This window comes from Wandonia sp. (genome assembly GCF_984588085.1).
In genome coordinates this window covers 58,860-81,505 of record NZ_CFIGVI010000004.1, presented here as the reverse complement: position 1 = coordinate 81,505, position 22,646 = coordinate 58,860, and the positions used below count along the sequence as shown (strand labels likewise).

General features: G+C 41.3%; 22 protein-coding genes and 1 tRNA gene. 10 read left to right on the top strand and 13 right to left on the bottom strand.

Going from position 1 to position 22,646, the window contains the following annotated elements; translation table 11 throughout:
• Window positions 1-15 precede the first annotated feature (15 nt).
• Both AC4PL9_RS02930 and AC4PL9_RS02925 read right to left on the bottom strand, forming a co-directional pair.
• Entirely contained in the window at window positions 16-627 is a 612-nt protein-coding gene (locus AC4PL9_RS02930) for a polysaccharide deacetylase family protein (RefSeq protein WP_491603288.1), read from the bottom strand.
• 3 nt (window positions 628-630) lie between these two features.
• The gene (locus tag AC4PL9_RS02925) at window positions 631-4,596 is read right to left on the bottom strand and encodes a glycosyltransferase family 117 protein (RefSeq protein WP_491603287.1); all 3,966 of its coding nucleotides are present in this window, start codon (window positions 4,594-4,596) and stop codon (window positions 631-633) included.
• A gap of 179 nt (window positions 4,597-4,775) precedes the next feature.
• Between AC4PL9_RS02925 and AC4PL9_RS02920 the strand changes: the two genes are divergently transcribed.
• Window positions 4,776-4,848: transfer RNA gene (locus tag AC4PL9_RS02920), tRNA-Gln, on the top strand.
• A gap of 110 nt (window positions 4,849-4,958) precedes the next feature.
• Here the strand turns inward: AC4PL9_RS02920 and AC4PL9_RS02915 are convergent.
• The 6 genes from AC4PL9_RS02915 to erpA form a co-directional block, all read right to left on the bottom strand.
• Window positions 4,959-5,210, bottom strand: coding sequence for a HipA N-terminal domain-containing protein (locus tag AC4PL9_RS02915; RefSeq protein WP_491603286.1), 252 nt, complete (start codon window positions 5,208-5,210; stop codon window positions 4,959-4,961).
• Window positions 5,207-5,416, bottom strand: coding sequence for a helix-turn-helix domain-containing protein (locus AC4PL9_RS02910; RefSeq protein WP_491603285.1), 210 nt, complete (start codon window positions 5,414-5,416; stop codon window positions 5,207-5,209). The genes AC4PL9_RS02915 and AC4PL9_RS02910 overlap by 4 nt, the downstream gene beginning before the upstream one ends.
• Window positions 5,417-5,533: 117 nt before the next feature.
• Window positions 5,534-6,802, bottom strand: coding sequence for a Fe-S cluster assembly protein SufD (gene sufD, locus AC4PL9_RS02905; protein WP_491603284.1), 1,269 nt, complete (start codon window positions 6,800-6,802; stop codon window positions 5,534-5,536).
• Between the two features lie 12 nt (window positions 6,803-6,814).
• The gene (sufC, locus tag AC4PL9_RS02900) at window positions 6,815-7,573 is read right to left on the bottom strand and encodes a Fe-S cluster assembly ATPase SufC (protein ID WP_491603283.1); all 759 of its coding nucleotides are present in this window, start codon (window positions 7,571-7,573) and stop codon (window positions 6,815-6,817) included.
• Window positions 7,574-7,706: 133 nt separating this feature from the next.
• The gene (gene sufB / locus AC4PL9_RS02895; protein ID WP_491603282.1) at window positions 7,707-9,155 is read right to left on the bottom strand and encodes a Fe-S cluster assembly protein SufB; all 1,449 of its coding nucleotides are present in this window, start codon (window positions 9,153-9,155) and stop codon (window positions 7,707-7,709) included.
• Between the two features lie 23 nt (window positions 9,156-9,178).
• Window positions 9,179-9,502: an iron-sulfur cluster insertion protein ErpA gene (gene erpA, locus AC4PL9_RS02890; protein ID WP_491603281.1), complete on the bottom strand. Its 324-nt coding sequence runs from the start codon at window positions 9,500-9,502 to the stop codon at window positions 9,179-9,181.
• A gap of 166 nt (window positions 9,503-9,668) precedes the next feature.
• Between erpA and AC4PL9_RS02885 the strand changes: the two genes are divergently transcribed.
• Window positions 9,669-9,890: a hypothetical protein gene (locus AC4PL9_RS02885; protein ID WP_491603280.1), complete on the top strand. Its 222-nt coding sequence runs from the start codon at window positions 9,669-9,671 to the stop codon at window positions 9,888-9,890.
• Window positions 9,891-9,895: 5 nt separating this feature from the next.
• Here the strand turns inward: AC4PL9_RS02885 and AC4PL9_RS02880 are convergent, their stop codons facing one another.
• The gene (locus AC4PL9_RS02880) at window positions 9,896-10,243 is read right to left on the bottom strand and encodes a hypothetical protein (RefSeq protein ID WP_491603279.1); all 348 of its coding nucleotides are present in this window, start codon (window positions 10,241-10,243) and stop codon (window positions 9,896-9,898) included.
• Between the two features lie 114 nt (window positions 10,244-10,357).
• Between AC4PL9_RS02880 and AC4PL9_RS02875 the strand changes: the two genes are divergently transcribed.
• Complete coding sequence (locus tag AC4PL9_RS02875) at window positions 10,358-11,068, top strand: YebC/PmpR family DNA-binding transcriptional regulator (RefSeq protein WP_491603278.1); 711 nt, start codon at window positions 10,358-10,360, stop codon at window positions 11,066-11,068.
• Window positions 11,069-11,217: 149 nt separating this feature from the next.
• A complete protein-coding gene (locus AC4PL9_RS02870; protein WP_491603277.1) occupies window positions 11,218-11,787 on the top strand; it encodes a CvpA family protein in 570 nt (189 codons plus the stop codon).
• A gap of 10 nt (window positions 11,788-11,797) precedes the next feature.
• On the opposite strand, the gene AC4PL9_RS02865 is transcribed toward AC4PL9_RS02870, so the two are convergent.
• Window positions 11,798-12,919 carry a sulfotransferase family protein gene (locus AC4PL9_RS02865; protein ID WP_491603276.1) on the bottom strand — a complete coding sequence of 374 codons (1,122 nt, stop codon included), beginning with the start codon at window positions 12,917-12,919 and terminating at the stop codon, window positions 11,798-11,800.
• A gap of 121 nt (window positions 12,920-13,040) precedes the next feature.
• On the opposite strand from AC4PL9_RS02865, the gene AC4PL9_RS02860 reads away from it, so the two are divergent.
• Together AC4PL9_RS02860 and AC4PL9_RS02855 are read left to right on the top strand one after the other, a co-directional pair.
• A complete protein-coding gene (locus AC4PL9_RS02860; protein WP_491603275.1) occupies window positions 13,041-14,213 on the top strand; it encodes a lysylphosphatidylglycerol synthase transmembrane domain-containing protein in 1,173 nt (390 codons plus the stop codon).
• A 75-nt stretch (window positions 14,214-14,288) separates the two neighbouring features.
• Complete coding sequence (locus AC4PL9_RS02855; RefSeq protein ID WP_491603274.1) at window positions 14,289-15,458, top strand: lipase family protein; 1,170 nt, start codon at window positions 14,289-14,291, stop codon at window positions 15,456-15,458.
• A 61-nt stretch (window positions 15,459-15,519) separates the two neighbouring features.
• On the opposite strand, the gene aspS is transcribed toward AC4PL9_RS02855, so the two are convergent.
• Window positions 15,520-17,283 carry an aspartate--tRNA ligase gene (aspS, locus tag AC4PL9_RS02850; RefSeq protein WP_491603273.1) on the bottom strand — a complete coding sequence of 588 codons (1,764 nt, stop codon included), beginning with the start codon at window positions 17,281-17,283 and terminating at the stop codon, window positions 15,520-15,522.
• Window positions 17,284-17,702: 419 nt separating this feature from the next.
• Here aspS and AC4PL9_RS02845 point away from each other — a divergent pair, with 419 nt between their 5' ends.
• The 4 genes from AC4PL9_RS02845 to AC4PL9_RS02830 all read left to right on the top strand — a co-directional run bounded on the left by AC4PL9_RS02845 (window position 17,703) and on the right by AC4PL9_RS02830 (window position 21,069).
• The gene (locus tag AC4PL9_RS02845; protein ID WP_491603272.1) at window positions 17,703-18,062 is read left to right on the top strand and encodes a helix-turn-helix domain-containing protein; all 360 of its coding nucleotides are present in this window, start codon (window positions 17,703-17,705) and stop codon (window positions 18,060-18,062) included.
• 71 nt (window positions 18,063-18,133) lie between these two features.
• Window positions 18,134-19,039: an NAD(P)/FAD-dependent oxidoreductase gene (locus AC4PL9_RS02840; RefSeq protein ID WP_491603271.1), complete on the top strand. Its 906-nt coding sequence runs from the start codon at window positions 18,134-18,136 to the stop codon at window positions 19,037-19,039.
• Window positions 19,040-19,097: 58 nt separating this feature from the next.
• Window positions 19,098-19,655 carry a DNA-3-methyladenine glycosylase I gene (locus AC4PL9_RS02835; RefSeq protein ID WP_491603270.1) on the top strand — a complete coding sequence of 186 codons (558 nt, stop codon included), beginning with the start codon at window positions 19,098-19,100 and terminating at the stop codon, window positions 19,653-19,655.
• A gap of 82 nt (window positions 19,656-19,737) precedes the next feature.
• Window positions 19,738-21,069 (top strand): APC family permease, encoded by a 1,332-nt coding sequence (locus AC4PL9_RS02830; RefSeq protein ID WP_491603269.1) that lies wholly within the window; start codon window positions 19,738-19,740, stop codon window positions 21,067-21,069.
• A gap of 4 nt (window positions 21,070-21,073) precedes the next feature.
• Here the strand turns inward: AC4PL9_RS02830 and AC4PL9_RS02825 are convergent, their stop codons facing one another.
• Together AC4PL9_RS02825 and hemC are read right to left on the bottom strand one after the other, a co-directional pair.
• Window positions 21,074-21,736 carry a uroporphyrinogen-III synthase gene (locus AC4PL9_RS02825; protein ID WP_491603268.1) on the bottom strand — a complete coding sequence of 221 codons (663 nt, stop codon included), beginning with the start codon at window positions 21,734-21,736 and terminating at the stop codon, window positions 21,074-21,076.
• A gap of 7 nt (window positions 21,737-21,743) precedes the next feature.
• Complete coding sequence (gene hemC, locus AC4PL9_RS02820; protein ID WP_491603267.1) at window positions 21,744-22,634, bottom strand: hydroxymethylbilane synthase; 891 nt, start codon at window positions 22,632-22,634, stop codon at window positions 21,744-21,746.
• Between the last annotated feature and the right edge of the window lie 12 nt (window positions 22,635-22,646).

The window sequence follows — 22,646 nt, the reverse complement described above, 5'->3', positions numbered from 1 at the left end:
ATCGTTTGATCAAAATTACTGAATTCGTTTGAATTGGATTCCTTTTTCCTGTCCCCATTTCAAAAGCAAAGGAAGTATGATTTTGAGTTGTTTTTCGGCTTTTACGTTGTCGTGTAATACAAGGATATCCCCTTGTTGGTAGGATCGTATATAGCGATTAAATATCTCGTACATATCGACATTCGGATCAAAATCATAGGTCAGGAAAGACCACATAATTGTCCGAAAATTCTCCCCTATTTTTTTTTGTTGGGATCGTTTTATTTTCCCGTAAGGGGGTCGGAACAACGGTGAAGAGATATGTTGTGAAGCCTGATTGACATTTTCCAGATAGTCGTGTAAAGATGTCTTCCAACCGTTTACGTGGTGCATGGTGTGATTTCCGACGGAATGCCCCTGTTTGATAATTTCGGAATACCGTTCGGGATAGTTAATCACATTATTTCCGACACAAAAAAAAGTAGCTTGTGCGTTATGCTCCTGTAATGTATCAAGAATCCAGTTGGTCAGCTTTTCGGTGGGTCCGTCATCAAAAGTGAGGTAAATAACAGGCTTGTTACAAGGTAAACTCCACGTTTGCCCGGGGTAAACCCGACGGAACAAACGTGGAGTTCGGTAGAATTTCATTACTTAATTCAGTTCAATACCATGTACTAAACCAAGTCGAAGCGCCTGGTCTTCAAGACTAAGTATTGCTGCGCTATATTTTTTGCTGGCTCTGTCTTTGCCTGCATCTGCTTCTTTCATAGAAGAAACCAACGATTTAAATCGGTTTCTGAATCCTGAAATATAACGTTCTGCTCGTGCTGTGAAAGCATCTTTTACTCCTTTTTCTTCAGCAACGCCGTACATATTCAGATAAGCATCCATGGCAGCAAACATAAATACATCTATTTCCTGTGCAATATATGGTTTTGAGTCAAGAACGAAATCAATTGTTGCTTCCAGATGATCGGCAACTTTCATGGCAAGTGCTTCGGCCTTTTCATTTGCTCCGACAATATAAAGAACACGTGCGTATTCATGGACTTTTCCGTCTTCGTAATTGTACAGATAATCCAATCCTGCTCCTTCAGGAAGCTTTTGTCTTGATGTATTCGGCTCACCATAATCAATAACGTTCTCAAGTGGCAGAACTTCCATTGCATAATCAATTACGCGAACCACATCTTCTTTTGCCTGGTCCCGCAATTCGATCGCTTTGCTCAGTTCGTTACCGGTTTGCAGCGAGTCAGCCGTTTCTGATAAAAGATCAATTTTCTTTGTTTGCTGATCGTATTCACGTGCATACTGCTCTGCAAGAACAAAGAAGTAATGACGGTATTGGCTGGTATGTCTTCTTACATAGTAATCAACCAAAGTAGAAAGATCTTTCTTGTTCCCCCACTTGTACACCTCCATCAGATTTTTATCCAGTTGTTTCAGGTTCACTTGTTCCCCTTTAACCGGATGTAATTTGTAAACCATTCCTTCCATTGTTACAAAACCGGACTGGAACAATGCTTTTCCAACTTCAGAAGCATATGGACTTGAGAAGTAGATGTTTCTTTCCCAGTTAAAGTTGGAAAGAATATCCATCATAATAACCTGTTCTTTGGTGATCGCTGAAACAGCCATTCGGAAACGGACTCCTTCTTCTGACACCTTGCTTAACTGGTCTTCACGGATGATTTTGTTGTCCACTAACTTTTGCTTGTCATCTACCGGGATAATAAATCCGGAAGAAGGGAAAATACGAAGAGTTTCTATTCTGCCTCGTCCTTCACGATTCATCAGGTAATCATCATTTCTTGTGAAATCCAATGCGTAATCGATAGGCAAGTAGTCAATTGCATCTTCCAGATTCTGCATGTTTTTCTGAACCTGATCGAACATTTCTTTCGAGATACCTCCCTGCGAACTACTTTGTAACAAGGTAATAGACAGTTTCATGAACTGGTTAAAGTCTGCAAGTGTTGCATTGCCTTCACGTGGTTCCGTAAGGAAAGTCATCACTTCCGGGTTTCGTGAGGCAATTTCCGTTTTTCCAAGTAGGTTGGCCAATGTGAATCCTGCATTTCGGAAGGCTGTGTTAAAGATTTTCTGATTCGCTTTGATCTTTTCGCTATACACTTCATCAACAAGTGCCTTGTCGTACGAAGTTGCCATGTCCATATAGGAATTCAGGAAATATACAGCATCTGTTTTTCCTATGTGCATCGCGTATTGGTCTTCTCTGAACTTAATAGGCAGCGGTTCCGATTCATACGTTTTCATCGTCATTTGTTCCGTATACCAGTCTGTTTGAAGAAGTGAGAGGTTACTTACCCGTACACTGGTCTTATGTCCTTCTACCTCTTGAAGATACCATAACGGGAAAGTATCATTATCTCCATTGGTGAAGATAATAGAGTTGTCCTCACAGGAATTGAGGTAATTTTTTGCAAGATCTAAGGCAGGAGCTCTTCCGCTTCTGTCGTGATCATCCCATCCCTGAACAGCCATGACTATAGGGACCGCTAAAGAAAGGAGTAGTGCAACGATTGCCCCGTGGTGTTCCTGTTTGAGTTTTCCTCTGAGACCATACATGATACCCAACGCACCCATTCCTACAACTGCAATGAAAAGCCAGCTGAGTGATCCTGAGTAGTTTCCTGCATTCAAGTCTCCTACAAAGAACACAAGTAACCCGGCTCCTGCAACTAGAGCGCCTGCCTGTAGTTGTTCTTTTTTCCAACTTGTAAAGGCATCGTAGAGGGCGTAAACTCCCAGACCTATCCACATGGCAAAGGCATAGAAGGACGCGGCATAAGCATAATCACGTTCGCGCGGTTCGTACGGCTTTTGATTCAGGTAGACAACAATAGCCAGACCGGTAAACAGGAATACCAGAAATACGACAAAAGCATCCTTGGGGGCTTTGTAGAAATGGAATATCAGACCAATCAAACCAAGAATAAGGGGTAAGAAAAAGAACGAATTATTACTCGGGTTGTCTCTGGTAAATAAAGGAGCCTTGGATTGATCTCCAAGTCGTTGTGAGTCGATTAAATCAATACCGGATTTCCAGTTGCCACGCATTACATCTCCGTGTCCCTGAATATCATTCTGACGACCGGCAAAGTTCCACATGAAGTAACGGAAATACATCCAGTTAATCTGATAGTTTACAAAATACGTAAGGTTTTCACCAAATGTAGGTAAACGCTGACCATCGGTTGTGGCAATAGCTGGTTTCCCACTATGAGAAGGACCGTTACTATTGTAACCGGACCATTTTTTGTAACCGTCAATTTTACGTTGGTCCTGACTCCAGAACATCCGTGGGAAGACGGTCATGTGTTCGCCATGATAGACATATTTCTGATTTTTACCATCGTTCACCATGAAGTATTTCTCAACAACCTGTGCGTTATTGTCTTTCGCAAATTCTTTTGCCAGACTTTCGGATTTGAACCCTTTAAGTTCTTTATCTCCTTTTGTTACGACAAATTTTCGTTGGAAAACAGGGGATTTATCAGCTGTTTCTTTGGGTGCTGAATTCCAGTATTCTCCGTAAAGGATCGGCCACGATCCGTATTGTTCTCTTTTCAGATAAGAGTGAAGCGTAACAAGGTTCTCCGGGTCATTTTCGTCCAAAGGCGGGTTGGCATTGGATCGGATAACAATCGTTGCAAATGAACCATAACCGATGAATAGCACAACCAGACCAAGTATTGCTGTATTAGCAATCGGTAACTTTTTCTTCTGTGTTATGAACAGCCCTACTACGAGTAAAAGAATAACCGCAATGAAGAAGAAAATAGCTCCCGAGTTAAACGGCATACCAAGCGTGTTTACAAAGAAAATCTCTGTTTTGGAGGCCAATGAAATTGTTCCCGGAATAATTCCTTCCTGAATAAATGCAAGGGCAATTACTCCAATGATACCTGTTATAAAGAAGCTAAGTGTATTAACATTTTCCCACTTATTAAAGTAAATAACGTAGGCGATGGCAGGAATAACCAATAATCCTAAAAGGTGAACCCCAATAGCCAGTCCAAACAAGAACATGATAAGAATAAGCCAGCGGGTTGAACTTTTGTGGTGAACAAGCTCTCCGAACTTGACAGCGTCCGATTCTTCGTCCCATTTAAGAATAGCCCAGAAAATGGCAGCCGTAAACAGAGAGGACATTGCATATACCTCACCTTCAACAGCAGAAAACCAGAAGGATTCGGAGAATGTATAAGCCAGAGCACCAATGAATGCACTTCCCTGAATAGCAATTATTTGTCCTTTTGTCAACTGGCGGTTATTGTCTTTAAAAGCAATCTTCTTTGCCAGCATGGTGATGGACCAATACATAAAGAGGATGGTGAATGAACTGGATAAAGCCGACATAGAGTTGACCATCATGGCGACATTCTCCGGATCGACAAAGAAAGAGAACAGACGTCCTATTAACATGAAGAAAGGAGCCCCCGGAGGGTGTCCTACTTCTAATTTATAGGCAGCAGTAATATACTCGCCACAGTCCCAGAGGCTGACCGTGTCTTCAATAGTTATCAAATAAACGATCGTGGCAATTGCAAAAGTAAGCCAGCCGCCTATAAGGTTTGTTTTTCTATAGTTCATGTTCTTTGATTACGTAATGGTCTTGCGAATTTATAAATATATCCGTTGGGGTAAGGGTGAAAAGTGGTAAAAAATCATAAAAACACGTGTTTAAACCAACAACAGCCCCGTTTTTTTCAACTTTTTTTGAATGCTTCTCTTGCTAATAAGAAAAAATGTATTACTTTTGTGCCCACAATTGTCCCATGGTGTAACTGGCAACACGTCTGATTTTGGTTCAGAAGAGTCTAGGTTCGAGCCCTAGTGGGACAACAAGAAGCTTCATCATCAGGTGAGGCTTTTTTCTTTTTGAATACTTATTTTTTTTTACAACAACTCCAATTGTAAGTATCTGCTTTTCAGGATTTCTTTGTAAGCCTTTTTCATTTCATCAGACAGGAAAAATGTTTTATCCATTCTAACGCTTTCGGATAGTTTTTAACCATTCGTTTAAAAGCTCCTTCAATTTGCTTTTCTGTATAGGGTTTATCAGTCATAGGCATGGTAAATGTGATGAATTCATCGGGATGTTCCTTCACATACGATGGATCGTACTGAAATACGTATTCTCCTCCATGGGTTTCCGTGATCGTTCCTGCAAGGGAATCTTTATGGAATACTTTTCCCTGTCTCAAAATTCAATGTCTTTACTTTTTACCGGGGCTAATTCATGTCCGAACATACGAAGAACCAGATTAACCTTGTCCAGATTCAGGTTGGTTTTACCTTGTTCTATTTTGCGAAGAACAGTAAGTGTAACACCAGCTCGTTCTGCAAGCTCTTCTTGTGTAAGGTTTACCTTTTTTCTTCGTTCTTTGACAAACTCTGCCAGTCCCTTCATTATATGCAATTAAATATAATTACTGAATAAGAGATCCATCAACTAAAAAGATGGATGGCAAAAACAAACCCCGATCAAAACTGACCGGGGCTATTTTATTTCTTTTTTGGAGTACTACTAAAACTCCCAACCGAAACGCTCCAACAGCATATTGTCGATATGGGTGCGAACTTCTTCCGATTCGATAGTGTCAAGTACATCTGCAATAAAAGCAGAAACCAATAGTTTACGGGCATTTTTTTCACTTAATCCACGGGCACGCAGGTAGAAAACAGCATCTTCATCCAGCTGACCGGTAGTGGAACCGTGCGAACATTTTACATCATCGGCGTAAATTTCCAACTCAGGCTTCGAGTTAACTGTTGCATTTCCGGAAAGTAATACGTTACCATTCGACTGGAAAGCATTGATTTTTTGTGCGTCTTTTCGTACAAATACTTTTCCGTTAAAAACAGCTGTCGAATCGTCATCCATTACTCCTTTGTACAGCTCATTTGATTCACAGTTAGCAACCGTATGATCTACTGTCGTATGATTGTCAACGTGTTGTTTTCCCTTTGTCAGGTACGCTCCGTTCAGGTGAGTGTTGCAGTTTTGTCCCAACACATCAATGTTCAGGTTATTGCGTACCAATTCACCGTTTAAGGTAATCGTATTGATTGTAAAAGTAGAATCTTTCTCCTGTTTTACCTGTTCCGTTGCGATCTGGTAATTCGCTTCGCTTTCGTACTGGATCTTATTAATGGTAAGATGTGCATTTGCTTCTACAACCACTTCCGTAACGCAATTTGAAAAACAATTTTTCGCATCCTGTGAGTAATGACCCAGGATAACCTGTCCGGCTGAACTTTTCTCAGCAATAATTACATTTCTGATGTTCGCAATGGCAGCGTCTCCGGATTGGATGTAAATTACTTCGATCGGTTTGGAGAGCTGTTTCCCGGAAGAAATTCTTACAGCTACACCATCTGTGGCATACGCCGTGTTAAGTGCGGTAAAAATATCTTCGTTCGAAACAGGAACAGTATTTCCTGCGATTCCTTTTGCTCCTTTCAAAGGAGCAATTTCAATACCTTCTTCAGCTGTGAAAGAAGAAAGTGAAGCGGAGAAGAAGCCGTTTACAAATACCAGAACATGACTGTCAAGGTCTTTGATTTTAAAAGCATCAATGGAGTTCACTGAACCAGGTTGGATAGAGAACTCCTTCTTGCTGATCTTGGTCACGCGCGTATATTTCCACGCCTCAACACGAGTTGTTGGAAAATCCATATTTTCAAGATTCTCCAGTGCCTCACGACGTGAATTTTCGTCTAAAACTCCTTCTTTGAAAGTGGGTTGTATAGAATCAGTAAAGCGTTTTACGGCACTTTCTGTCATTGTGTTCATACTTAAAAGTTTTTAGGCCATTTCGCCCAATTCCTGCTTAATCCAGTCGTATCCTTTTTCTTCCAGTTCCAGTGCCAGTTCTTTTGGCCCTGTTTTTACAATTTTTCCATTGTAAAGAACGTGGACAAAATCAGGAACAATATAATCCAACAAACGTTGGTAGTGTGTGATAACAATGGTTGCATTGTCTTTTGACTTCAGCTTGTTAACTCCGTTTGCTACGATACGTAATGCATCAATGTCCAGCCCTGAATCGGTTTCATCAAGAATTGCCAGTTTAGGCTCGAGCATGGCCATTTGGAAGATCTCATTACGTTTTTTCTCACCACCGGAGAAACCTTCGTTTACAGCACGCGAGGCCAGCTTGGCATCCAGTTCAACCAGTTTGGACTTTTCGCGAACCATCGCCATAAAGTCTTTTGCAGAAATAGACTCCTGTCCTTTATGCTCACGGATTTCATTTAAAGCGGTGCGCAGAAAGTTGATGTTAGAAACTCCCGGGATTTCGACAGGGTATTGGAACGCTAGAAAGACCCCCTCTCGGGCACGTATTTCAGTATCCATATCCAGAAGGTCTTTTCCTTCAAAGTCAACTTCACCATCTGTCACTTCATATTCTTCACGACCGGCAAGAATAGAAGCCAGGGTGCTTTTTCCTGCACCATTTGGTCCCATGATTGCATGAACTTCTCCCGGTTTAACCTCAAGGTTCAATCCTTTTAATATCTCTTTACCTTCGATTGAGGCGTGTAAGTTTTTAATGTTTAACATAACCTTTATTTTAGTGGATCACAGCTCTCTTACTGAAGCCGGACCCATTTTCTTTGTGCGTTTTTAACTAGTTGACAAAATCTTTATGTTGTTTATTCATAAGTGTGTACAAACAACAAATATCAAATCAAATTTATCCCACTGACCCTTCAAGGGAAATAGCGAGGAGTTTTTGTGCTTCTACGGCAAATTCCATGGGAAGCTGATTCAGGACTTCTTTACAATATCCGTTTACAATTAGTGAAATTGCTTTTTCTTCGTCAATTCCACGTTGCAGACAGTAAAAAATCTGATCTTCTCCGATTTTCGAAGTCGTTGCTTCGTGCTCGATTTTTGCCGAACTGTTTTTACATTCAATGTAGGGGAATGTATGCGCTCCGCATTCATCCGTCATTAGCAGGGAGTCACACTGTGAGAAATTCCTTGCGTTATGAGCGTTTTTATGAATTTGTACCAGTCCGCGGTACGAGTTTTGTGATTTTCCGGCAGAAATACCTTTTGAAATGATAGTGGATTTTGTATTGCGTCCCAGGTGAATCATTTTCGTTCCGGTATCAGCCTGCTGGTAGTTGTTTGTTACAGCTACACTATAGAATTCTCCTACCGAATGATCACCTTTCAGGATGCACGAAGGATATTTCCACGTTACTGCAGAACCTGTTTCCACCTGTGTCCACGAGATTTTTGAATTTGTATGACAAATTCCTCGTTTAGTTACGAAGTTAAATACCCCGCCTTTTCCGTTTTTGTCCCCAGGGAACCAGTTTTGAACCGTTGAATATTTGATTTCTGCATTATCCAAGGCAATAAGTTCAACTACTGCTGCGTGAAGCTGGTTCTCATCCCGCTGCGGAGCTGTACAACCTTCCAGATAAGAAACATACGAGCTTTCGTCTGCAACAACCAGTGTGCGCTCAAACTGCCCGGTTCCTCCTTCGTTGATACGGAAATACGTAGAAAGCTCCATCGGACACTTTACGCCTTTCGGAATGTAGCAAAATGACCCATCCGTAAAAACGGCAGAATTTAAAGCCGCATAAAAGTTGTCCGTTTTCGGAACGACTGTCCCCAGGTATTTCCTGACAAGATCAGGATATTCCTGCACGGCTTCCGAGAAGGAACAGAAAATAATTCCAAGCTCTTTCAGTTTTGCTTTGAATGAGGTCGCTACCGAAACAGAGTCCATAACAAAGTCTACTGCCACACCGGTTAACCGTTTTTGTTCTTCAAGTGAAATCCCCAGTTTTTTCATGGTTTCTTTCAACTCCGGGTCGACATCATCCCAGCTTTCGTATTTTTTTGATTGCTTGGGTGCAGCGTAATATGTGATCTCCTGAAAATCCGGTTTTTGATACTGTACATGTGCCCACTCCGGCTCAATCATCTGTTGCCAGATTTTGAAAGATTCAAGGCGGAATTCAAGTAACCATTCCGGTTCGTTCTTCTTTGCCGAGATTAACCGGATAGTATCTTCATTCAGACCTTTCGGAACACGTTCAGATTCAATATTAGTAACAAATCCGTACTTATATTCTTTACCCTCCAGGTCCTTTGCCAATTCATGTTCTGTGTATTCAGCCATACTGTATTTTTCTTTTGGGAGAATTAAATAGAGAAACTTTCACCGCATCCGCATGTCCTGTCGGCATTGGGATTAACAAAAATAAATCCTTTTCCGTTCAATCCTCCGGTGTAGTCGAGCGTTGTACCTATAAGATACAAATAACTTTTCTTATCAACAACAATTTTCACACCGTTGTCTTCGAAGGCTTTATCACCTTCCTGTTCCTGACTATCAAAATCAAGCTTATACATCAAACCGGAGCATCCTCCACCCTGAACACCCACTCTGATAAAACTGTTATTTTTTCCTTCTTCAGCCATCAATTCCTGTGCTTTATCTCTGGCTGCATCCGTTATTTTAATCATTTCTTTTTCAATTAATTGGGGGTCCTTCTTATTTAGATTAAATTTAAATTAAGAAGAATCACGCTGCAAAAATACCTATTTTATGGTATTGCACCAAATATTTTAAATGCTAATCGGTAACTTCGTCAAGGAATTAACTTTCTGTGATCGTAAAGCACTATCGGAAATGAGACTAATTTCGTTTTTTTTACTCTCCCTTTTCGTCCTTTCCTGCTCTTCAGGTACGGTTGAAGAGGAGATGCAGGAATACTGCTCTTGTCTTCGGGAAAACCTTCATAATCCGGAAGGGAGAGACCAATGCCTGGAGTTAATGGAAGCAATTCTCGATAAGTACAGTTACGACCCTGATGCCCTGAAAGAGATCATGGAAGTAGCTGAAAATTGCTAGTTAACCTATACGGCAAATTCGGCATCCTGTGCAAAATACTCTATAATAGCCTCTTTCATCAGATGTTCCTGTTCCCGTTGGCTCAAAACGGGTAATTCTTTTTTCAGTTCAAAGTGGGGCCATCCTTCTTCGTCTCTTCCTTTAAAGACATAGTGTCCGGAAGGCATAAGAACTGTACAGACTGCAATGTGCATCAAATCCATTTTTTCATTCTTTTTGAATTTTCTGAATCCCTGTCCGAGTTCCTGCACACCAATTAAAAACAAAATGGACTGAACATCCAGTCCTCCTCCAAACTTTTCGTCTAATATTTTTACCAGCTTCTGAAAGCGTATTTCTATTTCATAATCCATGGTGCAAAGATACTTCTGATGTCGCAGAAAAGGATTTAAAGCGAGAAAAATTATCGATTTATCGCAACAACAAAATCAATTTCTTAATTTTACACACCTAAAAAATCTGATAAGATGGGAAGAGCATTTGAATACCGTAGAGCAGCAAAAGAGAAGCGATGGGACAAGATGTCCAAGTTATTTCCGAAACTGGCGAAAGCAATTACGCTTGCAGCTAAAGAAGGTGGCACTGACCCGGATATGAATGCGCGATTGCGTACTGCGATTCAGAATGCGAAGTCGCAGAACATGCCGAAGGACAATATTGATGCGGCTATTAAACGCGCGCATCAGAAAGATGTAGCGGATTTTACAGAAGTGAATTACGAAGGAAAAGGACCGCATGGTGTTTTGGTGTTTGTGGAGTGCGCAACAGACAATACAACACGTACAGTTGCGAATGTAAAGTCGTATTTTAATAAAGCCGGGGGAGGTGTTGTCCCTAACGGATCACTGGAATTTATGTTTTCCCGCAAAGCTGTTTTTGAATTTGATAAAACAGACGATATGGATCTGGAAGAACTGGAGTTTGAGTTGATCGACGCCGGATTGGAAAGTATAGAGGAAGATGAAGGTACTGTTTTTATATATGGTGATTACACTAACTTTGGTTCACTTTCGACAGCGTTGGAAGAAAAAGGAATTGAAGTAGGGAAATCCAGTCTGCAACGTATTCCAACGTCTCCGGTTGAGTTTACAGAAGAACAACTGGCGGATATTGAGAAAATGCTGGACAAGATTGAAGACGATGATGATATTCAACAGGTGTTTACAAATATCGCCTAGTTAGAAGGAAAAATAATCAATTTGGAAAGAGACGCATTGGATGTGTCTCTTTTTGTTTTTCTGTGCCGGAGAGAGATATCAACAATTCGGGTTGGATTAGAATTGTAAACCGCTTCTCCCGGTAATAGGATAATGGCTATTTTCGCTTTGTGAATTATCTGGACTTCATAATTATTGCGCCTTTGCTCTATGCTGCCTGGAAAGGATTTAAAAAAGGTCTGATCGTTGAGGTATTCACATTACTCGCTTTACTGGTAGGGATTTATGCCGGTATTCATTTTTCTGACTGGACCGCCTCCAAAATCGAAGATTTATTTGAAAAGGATTTTGAATACTTACCTGCTGTTGCCTTTTCCATTACTTTTTTAGCTGTTGGAGCAATGGTGTATTTTGCCGGAAAGACGCTTGAGAAAATGGTTGATGTAGTCAACTTAAGTCCTTTAAACAAAGGGTTAGGAGTGCTTTTCAGTGTGATAAAAATGATCTACACAATTAGTATTCTGTTTGTACTACTGGAGTCGTACGACCCAAACAGTAAATTTATTCCGGAGGACAAAAAGGAAAATTCACTTCTGTACGAACCGGTAAAGAAGACGTCTGTTTTGACCATGCCTTTTATTGAAGAAACACAGTTGTATTTTAATAAGTGGCAGGGGGATAGTCTTACTGTAGAAGATGGAATAGATATTCACCAGAAACTGGACACCTTGTCCAGATAGTTCCTTTCTACTATTTTTTTTCGTAGCCGTATTCCTGAAACATAAAGTCCCATTCCCGATTGATTTGCTCTATTTTTTCTCTGGGTATAGGTTTGTGCTGATTTTTCTTATATGATTTACCGGACGCTACTTCTTGCCCGATAAAAGAACTAACCTCGCTAAAGTCTCCGAGTTTGATTTGGTCATAAACTTGTTGAAGAATTTCCATTGGTTTTTTTTCAAACTCCGAGTAACGAATCTCGACAAGTTGGTCGGGACGTAATTGCTGCTTACTCTTTAAAAAATTTTGATAGGTATCGCGATAGGAGTCAATGATAAATTGCTCGAGTTCTTTTTCGTTCGCACGATTCAGCGCCATTTTGGGCAGAATCTTTTCCAGCAACCCTTCGTTGGATATGTACACTTCGTAAGGATTTCTGTGAATGTGAATAAAACGGGCGTTTGGATAGAGTTTAAGAATTTCATCAATCCGGGCTGTATTCAGTGGGCTTTTCAGCAACATTTGTTGATTTCCGTTTGCCAGAGTTGCCTTGCGGACGAAGTAACCCAGTTTTTTGCTCCATTCTTTTTGCTGCTTTTTCGTTTTGGGATGGATACAATCCTCACAGGTCTCTTTGATTCGTCTCGGGAAAACATATCCGTTGACGAGTGAGAACGGAGTCATATTGGCAAGGGCAAACTCTTCTTCACTGGGTGATTCAGCAGAGATTTTGACGTTATCCTGAGGGCGTGTTTCGGGCATCACCGAATTAAACATCTTTCGCATTCCCTTTCCGAAGAGGAGAAATAAATGTGGGGTGAGCACCTGATAGGTAGAAGGGTAAACAAACTTAGGGTCGGAACCCAGAAGGTAAAATAAATAAGTTGTCCCACTTCGAAAATACCCCACGATAAATACAGGATCTTTACAGGTGACTTTTTTAATTTTCCGCGCAAAAAGAAGGGCTTCCAGAATATGAAAAGGACTGCTTAAAAGAGCCATCAGTGTAATCATAAGCGCTTTGGGCCAGTAGAGCGGATGAATAGCCCATTTATTTATTGCTAATACACGAATCCATGTCCACAGGTCTATCCCGAAGGCGGTGTGCTGGAAGAGATCAAAAGTGTCTTTTGGCGTGTATTTTATTTTCATAGGTGCTTACTGCGTGTTTGCAGAAACAAATATACGTATCAGGGACAGATTCAAAATAGTTTGTCAGGGAAAACCTCTTTCCGGAGAAGAGGATGTTTTTCAAAAACCGTACTTTTAAGCGATGAAAAGCGACAAGAATGTTTTGGATCAGCTTCGGGGGTGGCGTATCTGGATCCCGCTGCTCATAGGTCTGTCTATTTCGATATGGCTATTGGTGCGTAGTCTCAATGAAACGCGTTTTATTGAAGTTTCGGGTACAGAAACCGGAACCCATTCATGGAAGGACTCCAATGGAAATGGGGAAGTCGACTTCTGGATTACTGATGAGTTTGTCCCGGATGCTTCCGGAGATTACAGAGAGGAAACCCTGACGGATGTTTTAAAAAGTATTGACTGGACATTTCAATCCGTTTTTTGGTTGTTTGCAGCATTCCTTATGATGGGACTGAGAGACTTTGGTTATATGTTGCGGATCAGGACGCTTACGGATAAACAATTAACATGGAAGCAGTCTTTTTTTGTGATTATGATCTGGGAATTTGCTTCTGCTCTTACACCAGGAGTTGTGGGAGGCACAGCAGTTGCCATGTTTATTCTGAACAAAGAAAAGATAAGTATGGGGCGTTCTACGGCGATTGTTGTTATTACGGCTTTGATGGATAACCTGTTTTTCGTTTTGATTGTGCCTGTTCTTTTGCTGTTCATTAATTATGATGCCATTTTTCCCGATACTGCTTTAAGTGTGAAGCACAGTATTACGTATTTTTTCTGGACAGGTTACACGGTGATGTTGATCATTTGCGTGTTACTTTTTCTTAGTATTTTTCTGTTTCCCGGTTTAATCAAACAACTGCTGACCTTTTTCACCCGTATTCCTTTTTTAAAACGCTTTAAAGAAAAAGCAATTCATACAGGAGATGAGATAAAGGTGACTTCTTCCCAGTTTAGAGGTAAACCCTTTTCTTTTTGGTTAAGTGTTTTCTTAAGTACGGTGCTTTCCTGGTCGGGTCGTTATCTGGTGATCAACATGATTATGATTGCTTTTTTACAAATTGGATTTGTAGATCATTTATTGATTTTTGCCAAGCAGTTTGTTATGTGGGTGATGATGTTGGTAAGTCCGACACCCGGTGCAAGTGGTGTGGCTGAGTGGGCGTTCTCATCTCTGTTAAGTGATTTGGCTCCTTCGGGGCTTGTGATTGTTTCGCTGGCATTGATCTGGCGGCTTATAAGTTATTTTCCGTATTTGTTTATCGGAACATTTTTGCTGCCAAGGTGGTTAAAGAAAAAATAGATGCGGACTGGTTTTTGTAAGAGATAGAGTAACGATTTTGGCTTTTTTTCGTTAGATAGTAGAGATTGAAAGAGTATGAGGGTTATATATATACTACTGTTTTTTGTTTTTCCCGGCTTGCTATCGGCGCAGGTGCAACCGGGTTTTGATAAAGGAGAAGCACTGGAAATGATCCGGATTTGTAACAGCCATACCTTTCTGGAAATTTACAGTACGGATAGGGCAATCATACCGTCAGGATATACCCGGATTTATTCGTCTACCCCTAACATTATGGACAATATGTTTCAGGTCTATACAAGAGGAAAGACGGGGGTAATTCACTTCAGGGGTTCAACAGTTCATCCGAATAGCTGGATAGAGAATTTGTATTCTGCTATGATACCGGCTATGGGTTCGATGACCGTTTATGACCGAAAAAGAGCGTATAGATTTGCCGGAGAGAGGAATGCAGCAGTTCACAGTGGGTTTGCACTTGGTGTGGTATTGATGTCCGATGAAATTATTCAGCAGGTACAAGTGTTGAACAGACGGGGGGTTTATAACATTTTGATTACCGGACATAGCCAGGGGGGGGCACTTGCCACCATGACCCATGCTTACCTCGAAAACCTGGAGGAAGGAGTAATTTCTTCAGGGAATACCTTTAAGATGTATGCGTTTGCCAATCCTATGACAGGGAATGAGGTGTTTGCTGATGAATACAATGAACAATTTACCGCAAAGGGACTAAGTTTCCGGATTATTAATCCCGGGGATATTGTCGCGTCATTACCGTTTACCTATAGTGATGAAGAAATGTTCTCTGCTGAGAATATTATATCCTGGTTGAGTGGCGAAGAAGAATTTGACATCGGGAAGCTTGGGCTTGAATTAATCATGCGCAAGTTCAAAGACGGACTTTCGTCGTATATTAAAAAGTCGAATCAGTTATTGCATAAACTGATTGCCAAGCAGGCAGGAGAGATCGTATTTCCGGATTACGTGGATGATATTAAATACGTCTCTGTGGGTGAATTACACAAACTGAAGCCGTTTTCGTATCCGGAAATAATCCGTGATTCTTCTGAAATTGCACCGGGAGATTTGTCGGATTATGAACCACTTCCGGATGGGCGTTATAAGAAAAAGGAACCACGTTTTTTTCAGCATAAACCGTATAATTATTATGTGAATCTTGCGCGGGAATACTCCGAACAGGACTACAGAAAAATCCGGATGAAATACCTGAAAGAAAACCTGTAAAAAAGAAAAACCCGGTCGTATAAACAACCGGGCTGTCGGAAATATCTCTTTCAGGAAGAAACTATTTTTCTTCTTTCGTAAGTTCTACTGTTAATGAAAGTTCGGCAAGTTGTTCCTTGTTTAAAGGAGCAGGAGCGTCAATCATAACATCACGACCTCTATTGTTTTTAGGGAAAGCAATATAATCGCGAATTGATTCCGATCCGCCCATTGTGGCTACCAGTCGATCCAGTCCGAATGCTAAACCTCCGTGCGGTGGAGCACCATATTCAAACGCATTCATCAGGAAGCCGAACTGAGCCTGTGCCTCTTCTTTTGTAAACCCGAGAAGGTCGAACATGCGGGCTTGTAGCTGACGATCGTGGATACGAATGGAACCTCCTCCCAACTCAACACCATTCATTGCCAGGTCATACGCATTTGCACGTACTTTCCCCGGTTCACTGTCAATAAGATGAATATCTTCAGGTTTTGGTGATGTAAACGGGTGGTGCATAGCATGCCAACGTCCGGATTCTTCATCCCATTCCAGTAGCGGGAAGTCAAGTACCCAAAGCGGCTTGAATACATTCGGGTTGCGAAGACCAAGTTCATTCCCCATGTGCAGGCGCAGTTCATTCATTTGCTTACGAGTTGTATCAAGGTCACCACTCAAAACCAGTAATAAATCTCCCGGATTGGCTCCGGCAGCATCTGCCCAGGCTTTTAAATCCTCTTGATTGAAGAACTTGTCTACGGAAGATTTGTAGCTTCCATCCGGGTTACACTTTACATAAATCAACCCTTTTGCGCCAATTTGCGGACGTTTAACCCAATCTGTAAGTGCATCCAGTTGTTTACGGGTGTATTCGGAACAATCTTCAGCGTTAATAGCAATAATTGTTTCAGCGCTGTCAAAAACCTGAAATCCTTTTCCTTTGGCTACCTCATCAAGGTAAACGAACTCCATCCCGAAACGGATATCAGGCTTATCGGATCCATATTTTGCCATTGCATCTGCGTATGCCATTCGCGGGAAGTTTCCTTCAAATTCAATGCCGCGTATTGTCGAGAAAAGATGTTTAACCAGTCCTTCGAACGTTTGTAATACATCCTCCTGCTCTACAAACGCCATTTCACAGTCAATCTGGGTAAACTCAGGTTGGCGGTCAGCACGGAGATCTTCGTCCCTGAAACATTTAACAATCTGATAGTAACGGTCAAATCCCGATACCATTAATAATTGCTTAAAGGTCTGTGGAGATTGAGGAAGTGCATAGAACTCTCCTTCATTCATACGGCTTGGAACAACAAAATCTCTTGCTCCTTCCGGAGTTGATTTAATAAGGTATGGCGTTTCCACATCGATAAAATTCTGGGCGTCCAGATATTTACGGGTTTCAATCGAAACCTTATTGCGCAAAAGTAATTTTTGTTGAACCGGATTACGACGCAAATCCAGATAACGGAATTGGGCACGTAATTCTTCTCCCCCATCCGTCTCATCTTCGATCGTGAAAGGAGGTGTTTTTGAGCTGTTCAGAATAATAAGTTCTTCTACCTGAATTTCAATCTCTCCAGTAGGAATGTTTTTGTTTTTACTCGCCCGTTCGATTACCAAACCGGTTATTTGTACAACGAACTCTCTTCCAAGTTTGCGAGCCTGTTCACAAAGAGCAGCGTTCACCTCCATATTAAAAGCAAGTTGAGTTACCCCGTAACGGTCTCTCAGGTCAATAAAGGTCATTCCTCCGAGATCCCGCGAACGTTGTATCCATCCTGCAAGCGTTATTTTTTCTCCAATATTCTGAGCGCGCAAGGCACCACAAGTATGAGTTCTGTACATGTTCTGAAATTTGAATGACAAATTTAACAAAGTATTGGTAGTTGAAGAAATAAGGGAGCTAAATTATAGTAGTAATGCACTGTCGGTGACCTGATTGTTGAGGTAGGGATAACTGGTAGACTCAATCAGATAACAGAAGGCGTTTTTACTAAAGTGTATATTTTTATAATTTCCCGCTTTAGATTTATTCTTTTCTATGGAATTATGCAAAATAAAAGATTCAGAGAAGAAATTGATCTCGTCATTTTTCTAATTAATAATAACTTAAATTTCTACTAATTTGATAGTAATAAAAAGTTGAATGAATGACCGGAAGATAAAAAATGGACTAAAACGGCGTTGTTTCGGGGCTTTATTTCTCTTTTGTGTATAAAAAACGGGAATGTTATTTCTCCTTTTGCTTCATATACTTGTGAAACATGATACATAGAGGGGAAATAGTGGAAAAGGCGGTTCGCGAAAGTGGCTATTCGATAACAAAGCTGGCGGATCGTTTGGGAAAAAGCAGAAGGCATATTTATAACCTCTTTGCTAATCCCGAATTGCCCGTTGAAACAATCCTGGAGATAGGCAAGATTATCCATTACGATTTCTCTTCTTTATTACCCCGAATTAGTAAGTATTTTGCCAGACTGGAAAAAGAGACGTTTAACGAAAGTGAATTACAATATATCCAGTCTTCGGAGACGGTAGAATTTTGGAAGAATAAATACCTGTTACTGCTGGAAAAGTATAATGCTTTATTGGAGAAACGCGAAGAAACAAGAGAAAAGAAGTAATTCTATTTATGCAACAGTGTTGCATAAATTGTGTTTTGTCTTATCTTTGTTGCAAATGCAAACAACAAGGTATGTTAGGAAATACGAATTATGAAGCTATTGTTATAGGGGGGAGTTATGCAGGGCTGTCTGCGGCAATGTCATTGGGAAGGTTGATGAGACGGACACTTGTAATAGATAGCGGCAAACCTTGTAACGCCTACACGCCGCATTCTCACAATTTTCTTACACAAGATGGAAAAACTCCGGGAGAGATTTCACAGATAGGAAGAGCACAGGTCGAAAAATATGATTCGGTAACATTCAGGGAAGATTTTGTCGTGAGTGCCAATAAAACGAAAAACGGTTTTGAAGTCAAAACACTATCGGGGACTGTTTTTAACGGAAAAAAATTGATTTTTGCTACAGGTGTCCGGGATGTGATGCCCGACATTGAAGGTTTTTCTGATTGTTGGGGAATTTCAGTGATTCATTGCCCGTATTGTCACGGTTATGAATACCGTGCAAAGAAAACAGCCGTATTAGCCAATGGCCCGACAGCGGTACACTTAGCCGGGTTGCTAAAGAGTTTAACACATGAGGTAATTGTATTAACCAATGGTACACCTCAATTCTCAGCAGAGGAGCAGGAGACCCTGCAAAAGTTGTCTGTAGAAATTATTGCATCCGGAATTGATCGTATTAAACATGAAAACGGACATCTTGATCGCATTGTTTTTAAGGATAATACGGAGTTGATCTGTGAGGTGATGTATGCACGGATTCCTTTTATTCAGCATTCTGAAACACCCGAGTTACTGGGCTGTGCCCTGACAGAACAAGGACATATTGAGACAGATAAATTGCAGAAAACAACGGTTCCCGATATTTTTGCTTGTGGGGATGCTACTTCTCCGATGAGGTCGGTAGCTAATGCAGTGGCAGCAGGAAATCTTACCGGGGCTATGGTGAATAAAGAACTGGCAGAAGAAATGTAGGAAAAGTTTGACGTGACATTGCAGATCATGTATATTCGTTTTGTTAAAAAAACAGAATATGTCCTATTGTGCTTATATAGAAACCATTCCTTCGGAGGAGCGAAAACTCCTTCACAAAGACTATCACGATAACCGATATGGATTTCCGATTGACGATGACAATGAGTTGTTCGGTCGTCTGATAATGGAGATTAATCAGGCGGGGTTAAGTTGGGAAACGATCCTACGTAAAGAAGCAGCATTCAGGAAGGCGTATGATAATTTTACGATTGAGAAAATAGCAGCCTATACAGAGGAAGACAGGAAACGTCTTTTGGCAGATGCGGGAATTATCAGGAATAAGTTAAAAGTAAATGCAGCCATTGAAAATGCAAAGGTGATTTTAGTACTACAGGAGGAGTTTGGTTCATTTAAAAAGTGGCTGGAATATCATCATCCGTTGTCAAAAGAAGAGTGGGTACGCTTGTTCAGGAAAAACTTTCGGTTTACAGGAGGAGAGATCGTGGGGGAGTTCCTGATGAGTTCGGGGTATCTCCGTGGAGCACATGCAGAGGATTGTCCTGTTTACAAGGAAGTACTACGGTACAATCCCCGATGGTTGAATGCGGAAAAATAATAAAGTGTTACAGAGAAGTTATTGATATTCTCAGATATAATTCGCAAATTTCCGAATCGATACAACCGGATAAAAACAAGAGATGACACAGCATAGAAAGAGGAATAAAGAACTGGGACTACCCGAACTGATTGCTATCGCATTAGGCGGAATGGTCGGGGGAGGGATCTTTACCATACTCGGAATTTCCGTTTCCATGATTGGAAACCTTACTCCCATAGCGATTATAATAGGCGGGCTGATTGCTGCTCTGGCGGCATACAGTTATGTGAAGTTAGGATTATATTACAAAGATGAGGGGGCGACCTATTCGTTTTTTAAGAAGACCTATCCGGGATCGAAGTTTTCGGCGTCTATGATTGGCTGGTTCATTATATTTGGCTACATCAGCACCCTGGCACTCTATGCTTACACATTTTCCTCTTATGCTATAAGTAGTACGGACTTTGCGGACAATGTTCTGCTGAGAAAACTCATAGCCGTTGGAGTAGTAGGGCTTTTCACTGCGATTAATGTCTGGAGTGTAAATGGAATGGGGAAGATAGAAGACATAATGGTGTATACCAAACTAGTGTTGTTGATTATTATCTCAGTGGTATTGATGCAGCATGGAAATACGGATTTCCCAACTTTTGTAGACAACCTTGTCACCGATGCGGAAAATTCGAATTTCTTTTCTATTCTCATCGTGGCCTCTATCACATTTGTATCGTATGAAGGATTTCAGTTGGTGATAAATGCGGTGAATGAAATGACAAATCCTGAAAAGAATATCCCGCGGGCAATCTATTCTGCTATTACTCTGGCCATCCTGATTTATGTAGTCATCTCTATGGGGGCTCTTTTTGCTATTCCTACGGAAAACATCATTAAAAATCAGGAGTATGCCCTGGCAGCCGGTGCCGGAGATGCAATCGGATCGTTGGGAACAAACATTGTTATCCTGGGAGCAATTTTGGCGACAAGTAGTGCGATAAGCGGGACAGTATTCGGTTCTTCCCGCCAAATGGCAGTAGTAGCAAAAGACGGTTATTTCCCAAAAGGGCTAGCTATTCGGAAAAATAACATTCCCAGAAACGCGATACTTTGTATGGCTGCCTGTGCCAGCCTGTTGATTCTTGCGGGTGGGTTGGAGTTGATTCTCGAATTCGGAAGTATCACGTTTTTGCTGGTTTCACTATTGATGGCTGTAGCAAACCATAAGATCAGGGCGAAGACAAACTCTTCTACATTGTTAACCACTTTGGCAATTATCGGACTTACGATCGGAGGAGGATTGATTTTGTATTATGAACTGACTACAAAATGGGGAGAGATGGTCTCCATACTTGTATTGTATGCAATTCTTTCTGTGGGAGCGCTGATTTTTGCAAAGCGCAAAGAAAAGCAGGACGCGGCTGAGCAGATTGGATAAGTGATCAGTGTAGGAGTGGTGTAATAAACCGAACCATTTCATCTTCTGAAATTCCGGAGAGTATCTGGGAGGTATATCCGCACTCTGCAATGTAGTTTTGTGTTGTACTGCCAAATGCCAATAGTATCTGTTGATCTGTAACAGCGTTGGTTTTCAGGAACGAACGGAAATTTGAAGGACTTGAGAAAATAAGAAGATCGGGAACCGGAACTATCTTACGGGGACATGCTACTGTTTCATAAACAACAAGATCCGTGTATTGTTGACTACTCAGAGCTTGTTGCATGGTACGGTTGGAGACAGAAGATTGTGGAAATAGAACGGTTTTTGAACCGACCCAATTTTTAAAATCCAGAGCAATTTTTTCCGGTTGAGTAGGAGTGCTTCCGGTGAAATCAACAGTAATACCACGTTCCCGTAAAGCTCTGGAGGTATTTTCTCCGACGGTAGCTACCTGTTGTTCGGGAAGAATAGTAGCCTGTTCCAAATAAAATGAAACCGATCGGGGGGAAGTAAAAAACAGGACGTCCGTTGTAGGAATATCAGTCGCAATAACCGGTTTGAAACCGATCAGAGGAAGAGCAATCAGCTGTAGACTATGGTTTTGACAAAATGTTGCTAATTCTCCTTCCTCTTCAACTTTCCGACTGATAAAAAGCGTTTTCATACGATTATCAGTCCTGTTCTTCCTGTAAGTCCTGAACGATTATGTCTACAATTCCTTCAAGGTCATCTACTTCGTACTCTTCCCAGATAGCTCCTTCTTCCCAGTTGGTACTGAAAGAAACAAAAACATGATGGTCATCGGGGCAATAGACTCCCAGCGGAAGTTGGCATCCTCCGTCCAACTTATTCAGTACTCCGCGCTCTACGGCGATACGGCGACGAACTTCAGGGGTATCCAGTTGGCGAAGAATTTCTGCAAGATCAGTATCCGTTTCACGAATCTGAAGCCCGAGTACACCCTGCGCAGGAGCGGGGATAAATTCACGAGGATTGAGATCCACGACAGCGAATTCCGAGAGATCAATATTCAGGCGGGAAACTCCGGCTTTGGCAAGAAGAATTGCGTCGTAATTTCCATCACGTAATTTTTGAATCCGCGTAGGGACATTTCCTCTGAGGTCTTTAATCTCGATATCCGGACGAAAACGCATCATTTGTGATTTTCTTCTGGCAGAAGAGGTTCCGGTAATTGCTCCTTGCTTCAGCAGGAAGGTTTCATTGGCATCAACCGACTCTTTACGGATGAGCAATAAGTCAGCAGGATCTTCGCGTTCGGAAACGGCGGCAATTACCAATCCTTCAGGGGAATTTGTTTCCAGATCCTTATGAGAATGAACCGCGAGGTCAATTGATTTTTCAAGCAACGCTGCCTCAATCTCCTTGGTAAAAAAACCTTTACCTTCCATCTTATCAAAACTGAGGTGTTGGATAATATCTCCTTGTGTTTTGATAATTTTGATTTCCACTTCACACCCGATGTTTTCGAGCTGTGATTTTACATGATGAGCCTGCCAGAGTGCAAGATCGCTTCCTCTGGAACCAATGATAATTTTTCTCATAGTCTGCTTGTT

Coding starts and splice junctions, on each gene's coding strand:
- AC4PL9_RS02930 (WP_491603288.1), bottom strand. CDS start 627: ATGAAATTCTACCGAACTCCACGTTTGTTCCGTCGGGTTTACCCCGGG.
- AC4PL9_RS02925 (WP_491603287.1), bottom strand. CDS start 4,596: ATGAACTATAGAAAAACAAACCTTATAGGCGGCTGGCTTACTTTTGCA.
- AC4PL9_RS02910 (WP_491603285.1), bottom strand. CDS start 5,416: ATGAAGGGACTGGCAGAGTTTGTCAAAGAACGAAGAAAAAAGGTAAAC.
- sufD (WP_491603284.1), bottom strand. CDS start 6,802: ATGAACACAATGACAGAAAGTGCCGTAAAACGCTTTACTGATTCTATA.
- sufC (WP_491603283.1), bottom strand. CDS start 7,573: ATGTTAAACATTAAAAACTTACACGCCTCAATCGAAGGTAAAGAGATA.
- sufB (WP_491603282.1), bottom strand. CDS start 9,155: ATGGCTGAATACACAGAACATGAATTGGCAAAGGACCTGGAGGGTAAA.
- erpA (WP_491603281.1), bottom strand. CDS start 9,502: ATGATTAAAATAACGGATGCAGCCAGAGATAAAGCACAGGAATTGATG.
- AC4PL9_RS02885 (WP_491603280.1), top strand. CDS start 9,669: ATGAGACTAATTTCGTTTTTTTTACTCTCCCTTTTCGTCCTTTCCTGC.
- AC4PL9_RS02880 (WP_491603279.1), bottom strand. CDS start 10,243: ATGGATTATGAAATAGAAATACGCTTTCAGAAGCTGGTAAAAATATTA.
- AC4PL9_RS02875 (WP_491603278.1), top strand. CDS start 10,358: ATGGGAAGAGCATTTGAATACCGTAGAGCAGCAAAAGAGAAGCGATGG.
- AC4PL9_RS02865 (WP_491603276.1), bottom strand. CDS start 12,919: ATGAAAATAAAATACACGCCAAAAGACACTTTTGATCTCTTCCAGCAC.
- AC4PL9_RS02860 (WP_491603275.1), top strand. CDS start 13,041: ATGAAAAGCGACAAGAATGTTTTGGATCAGCTTCGGGGGTGGCGTATC.
- AC4PL9_RS02855 (WP_491603274.1), top strand. CDS start 14,289: ATGAGGGTTATATATATACTACTGTTTTTTGTTTTTCCCGGCTTGCTA.
- aspS (WP_491603273.1), bottom strand. CDS start 17,283: ATGTACAGAACTCATACTTGTGGTGCCTTGCGCGCTCAGAATATTGGA.
- AC4PL9_RS02845 (WP_491603272.1), top strand. CDS start 17,703: ATGATACATAGAGGGGAAATAGTGGAAAAGGCGGTTCGCGAAAGTGGC.
- AC4PL9_RS02840 (WP_491603271.1), top strand. CDS start 18,134: ATGTTAGGAAATACGAATTATGAAGCTATTGTTATAGGGGGGAGTTAT.
- AC4PL9_RS02835 (WP_491603270.1), top strand. CDS start 19,098: ATGTCCTATTGTGCTTATATAGAAACCATTCCTTCGGAGGAGCGAAAA.
- AC4PL9_RS02830 (WP_491603269.1), top strand. CDS start 19,738: ATGACACAGCATAGAAAGAGGAATAAAGAACTGGGACTACCCGAACTG.
- AC4PL9_RS02825 (WP_491603268.1), bottom strand. CDS start 21,736: ATGAAAACGCTTTTTATCAGTCGGAAAGTTGAAGAGGAAGGAGAATTA.
- hemC (WP_491603267.1), bottom strand. CDS start 22,634: ATGAGAAAAATTATCATTGGTTCCAGAGGAAGCGATCTTGCACTCTGG.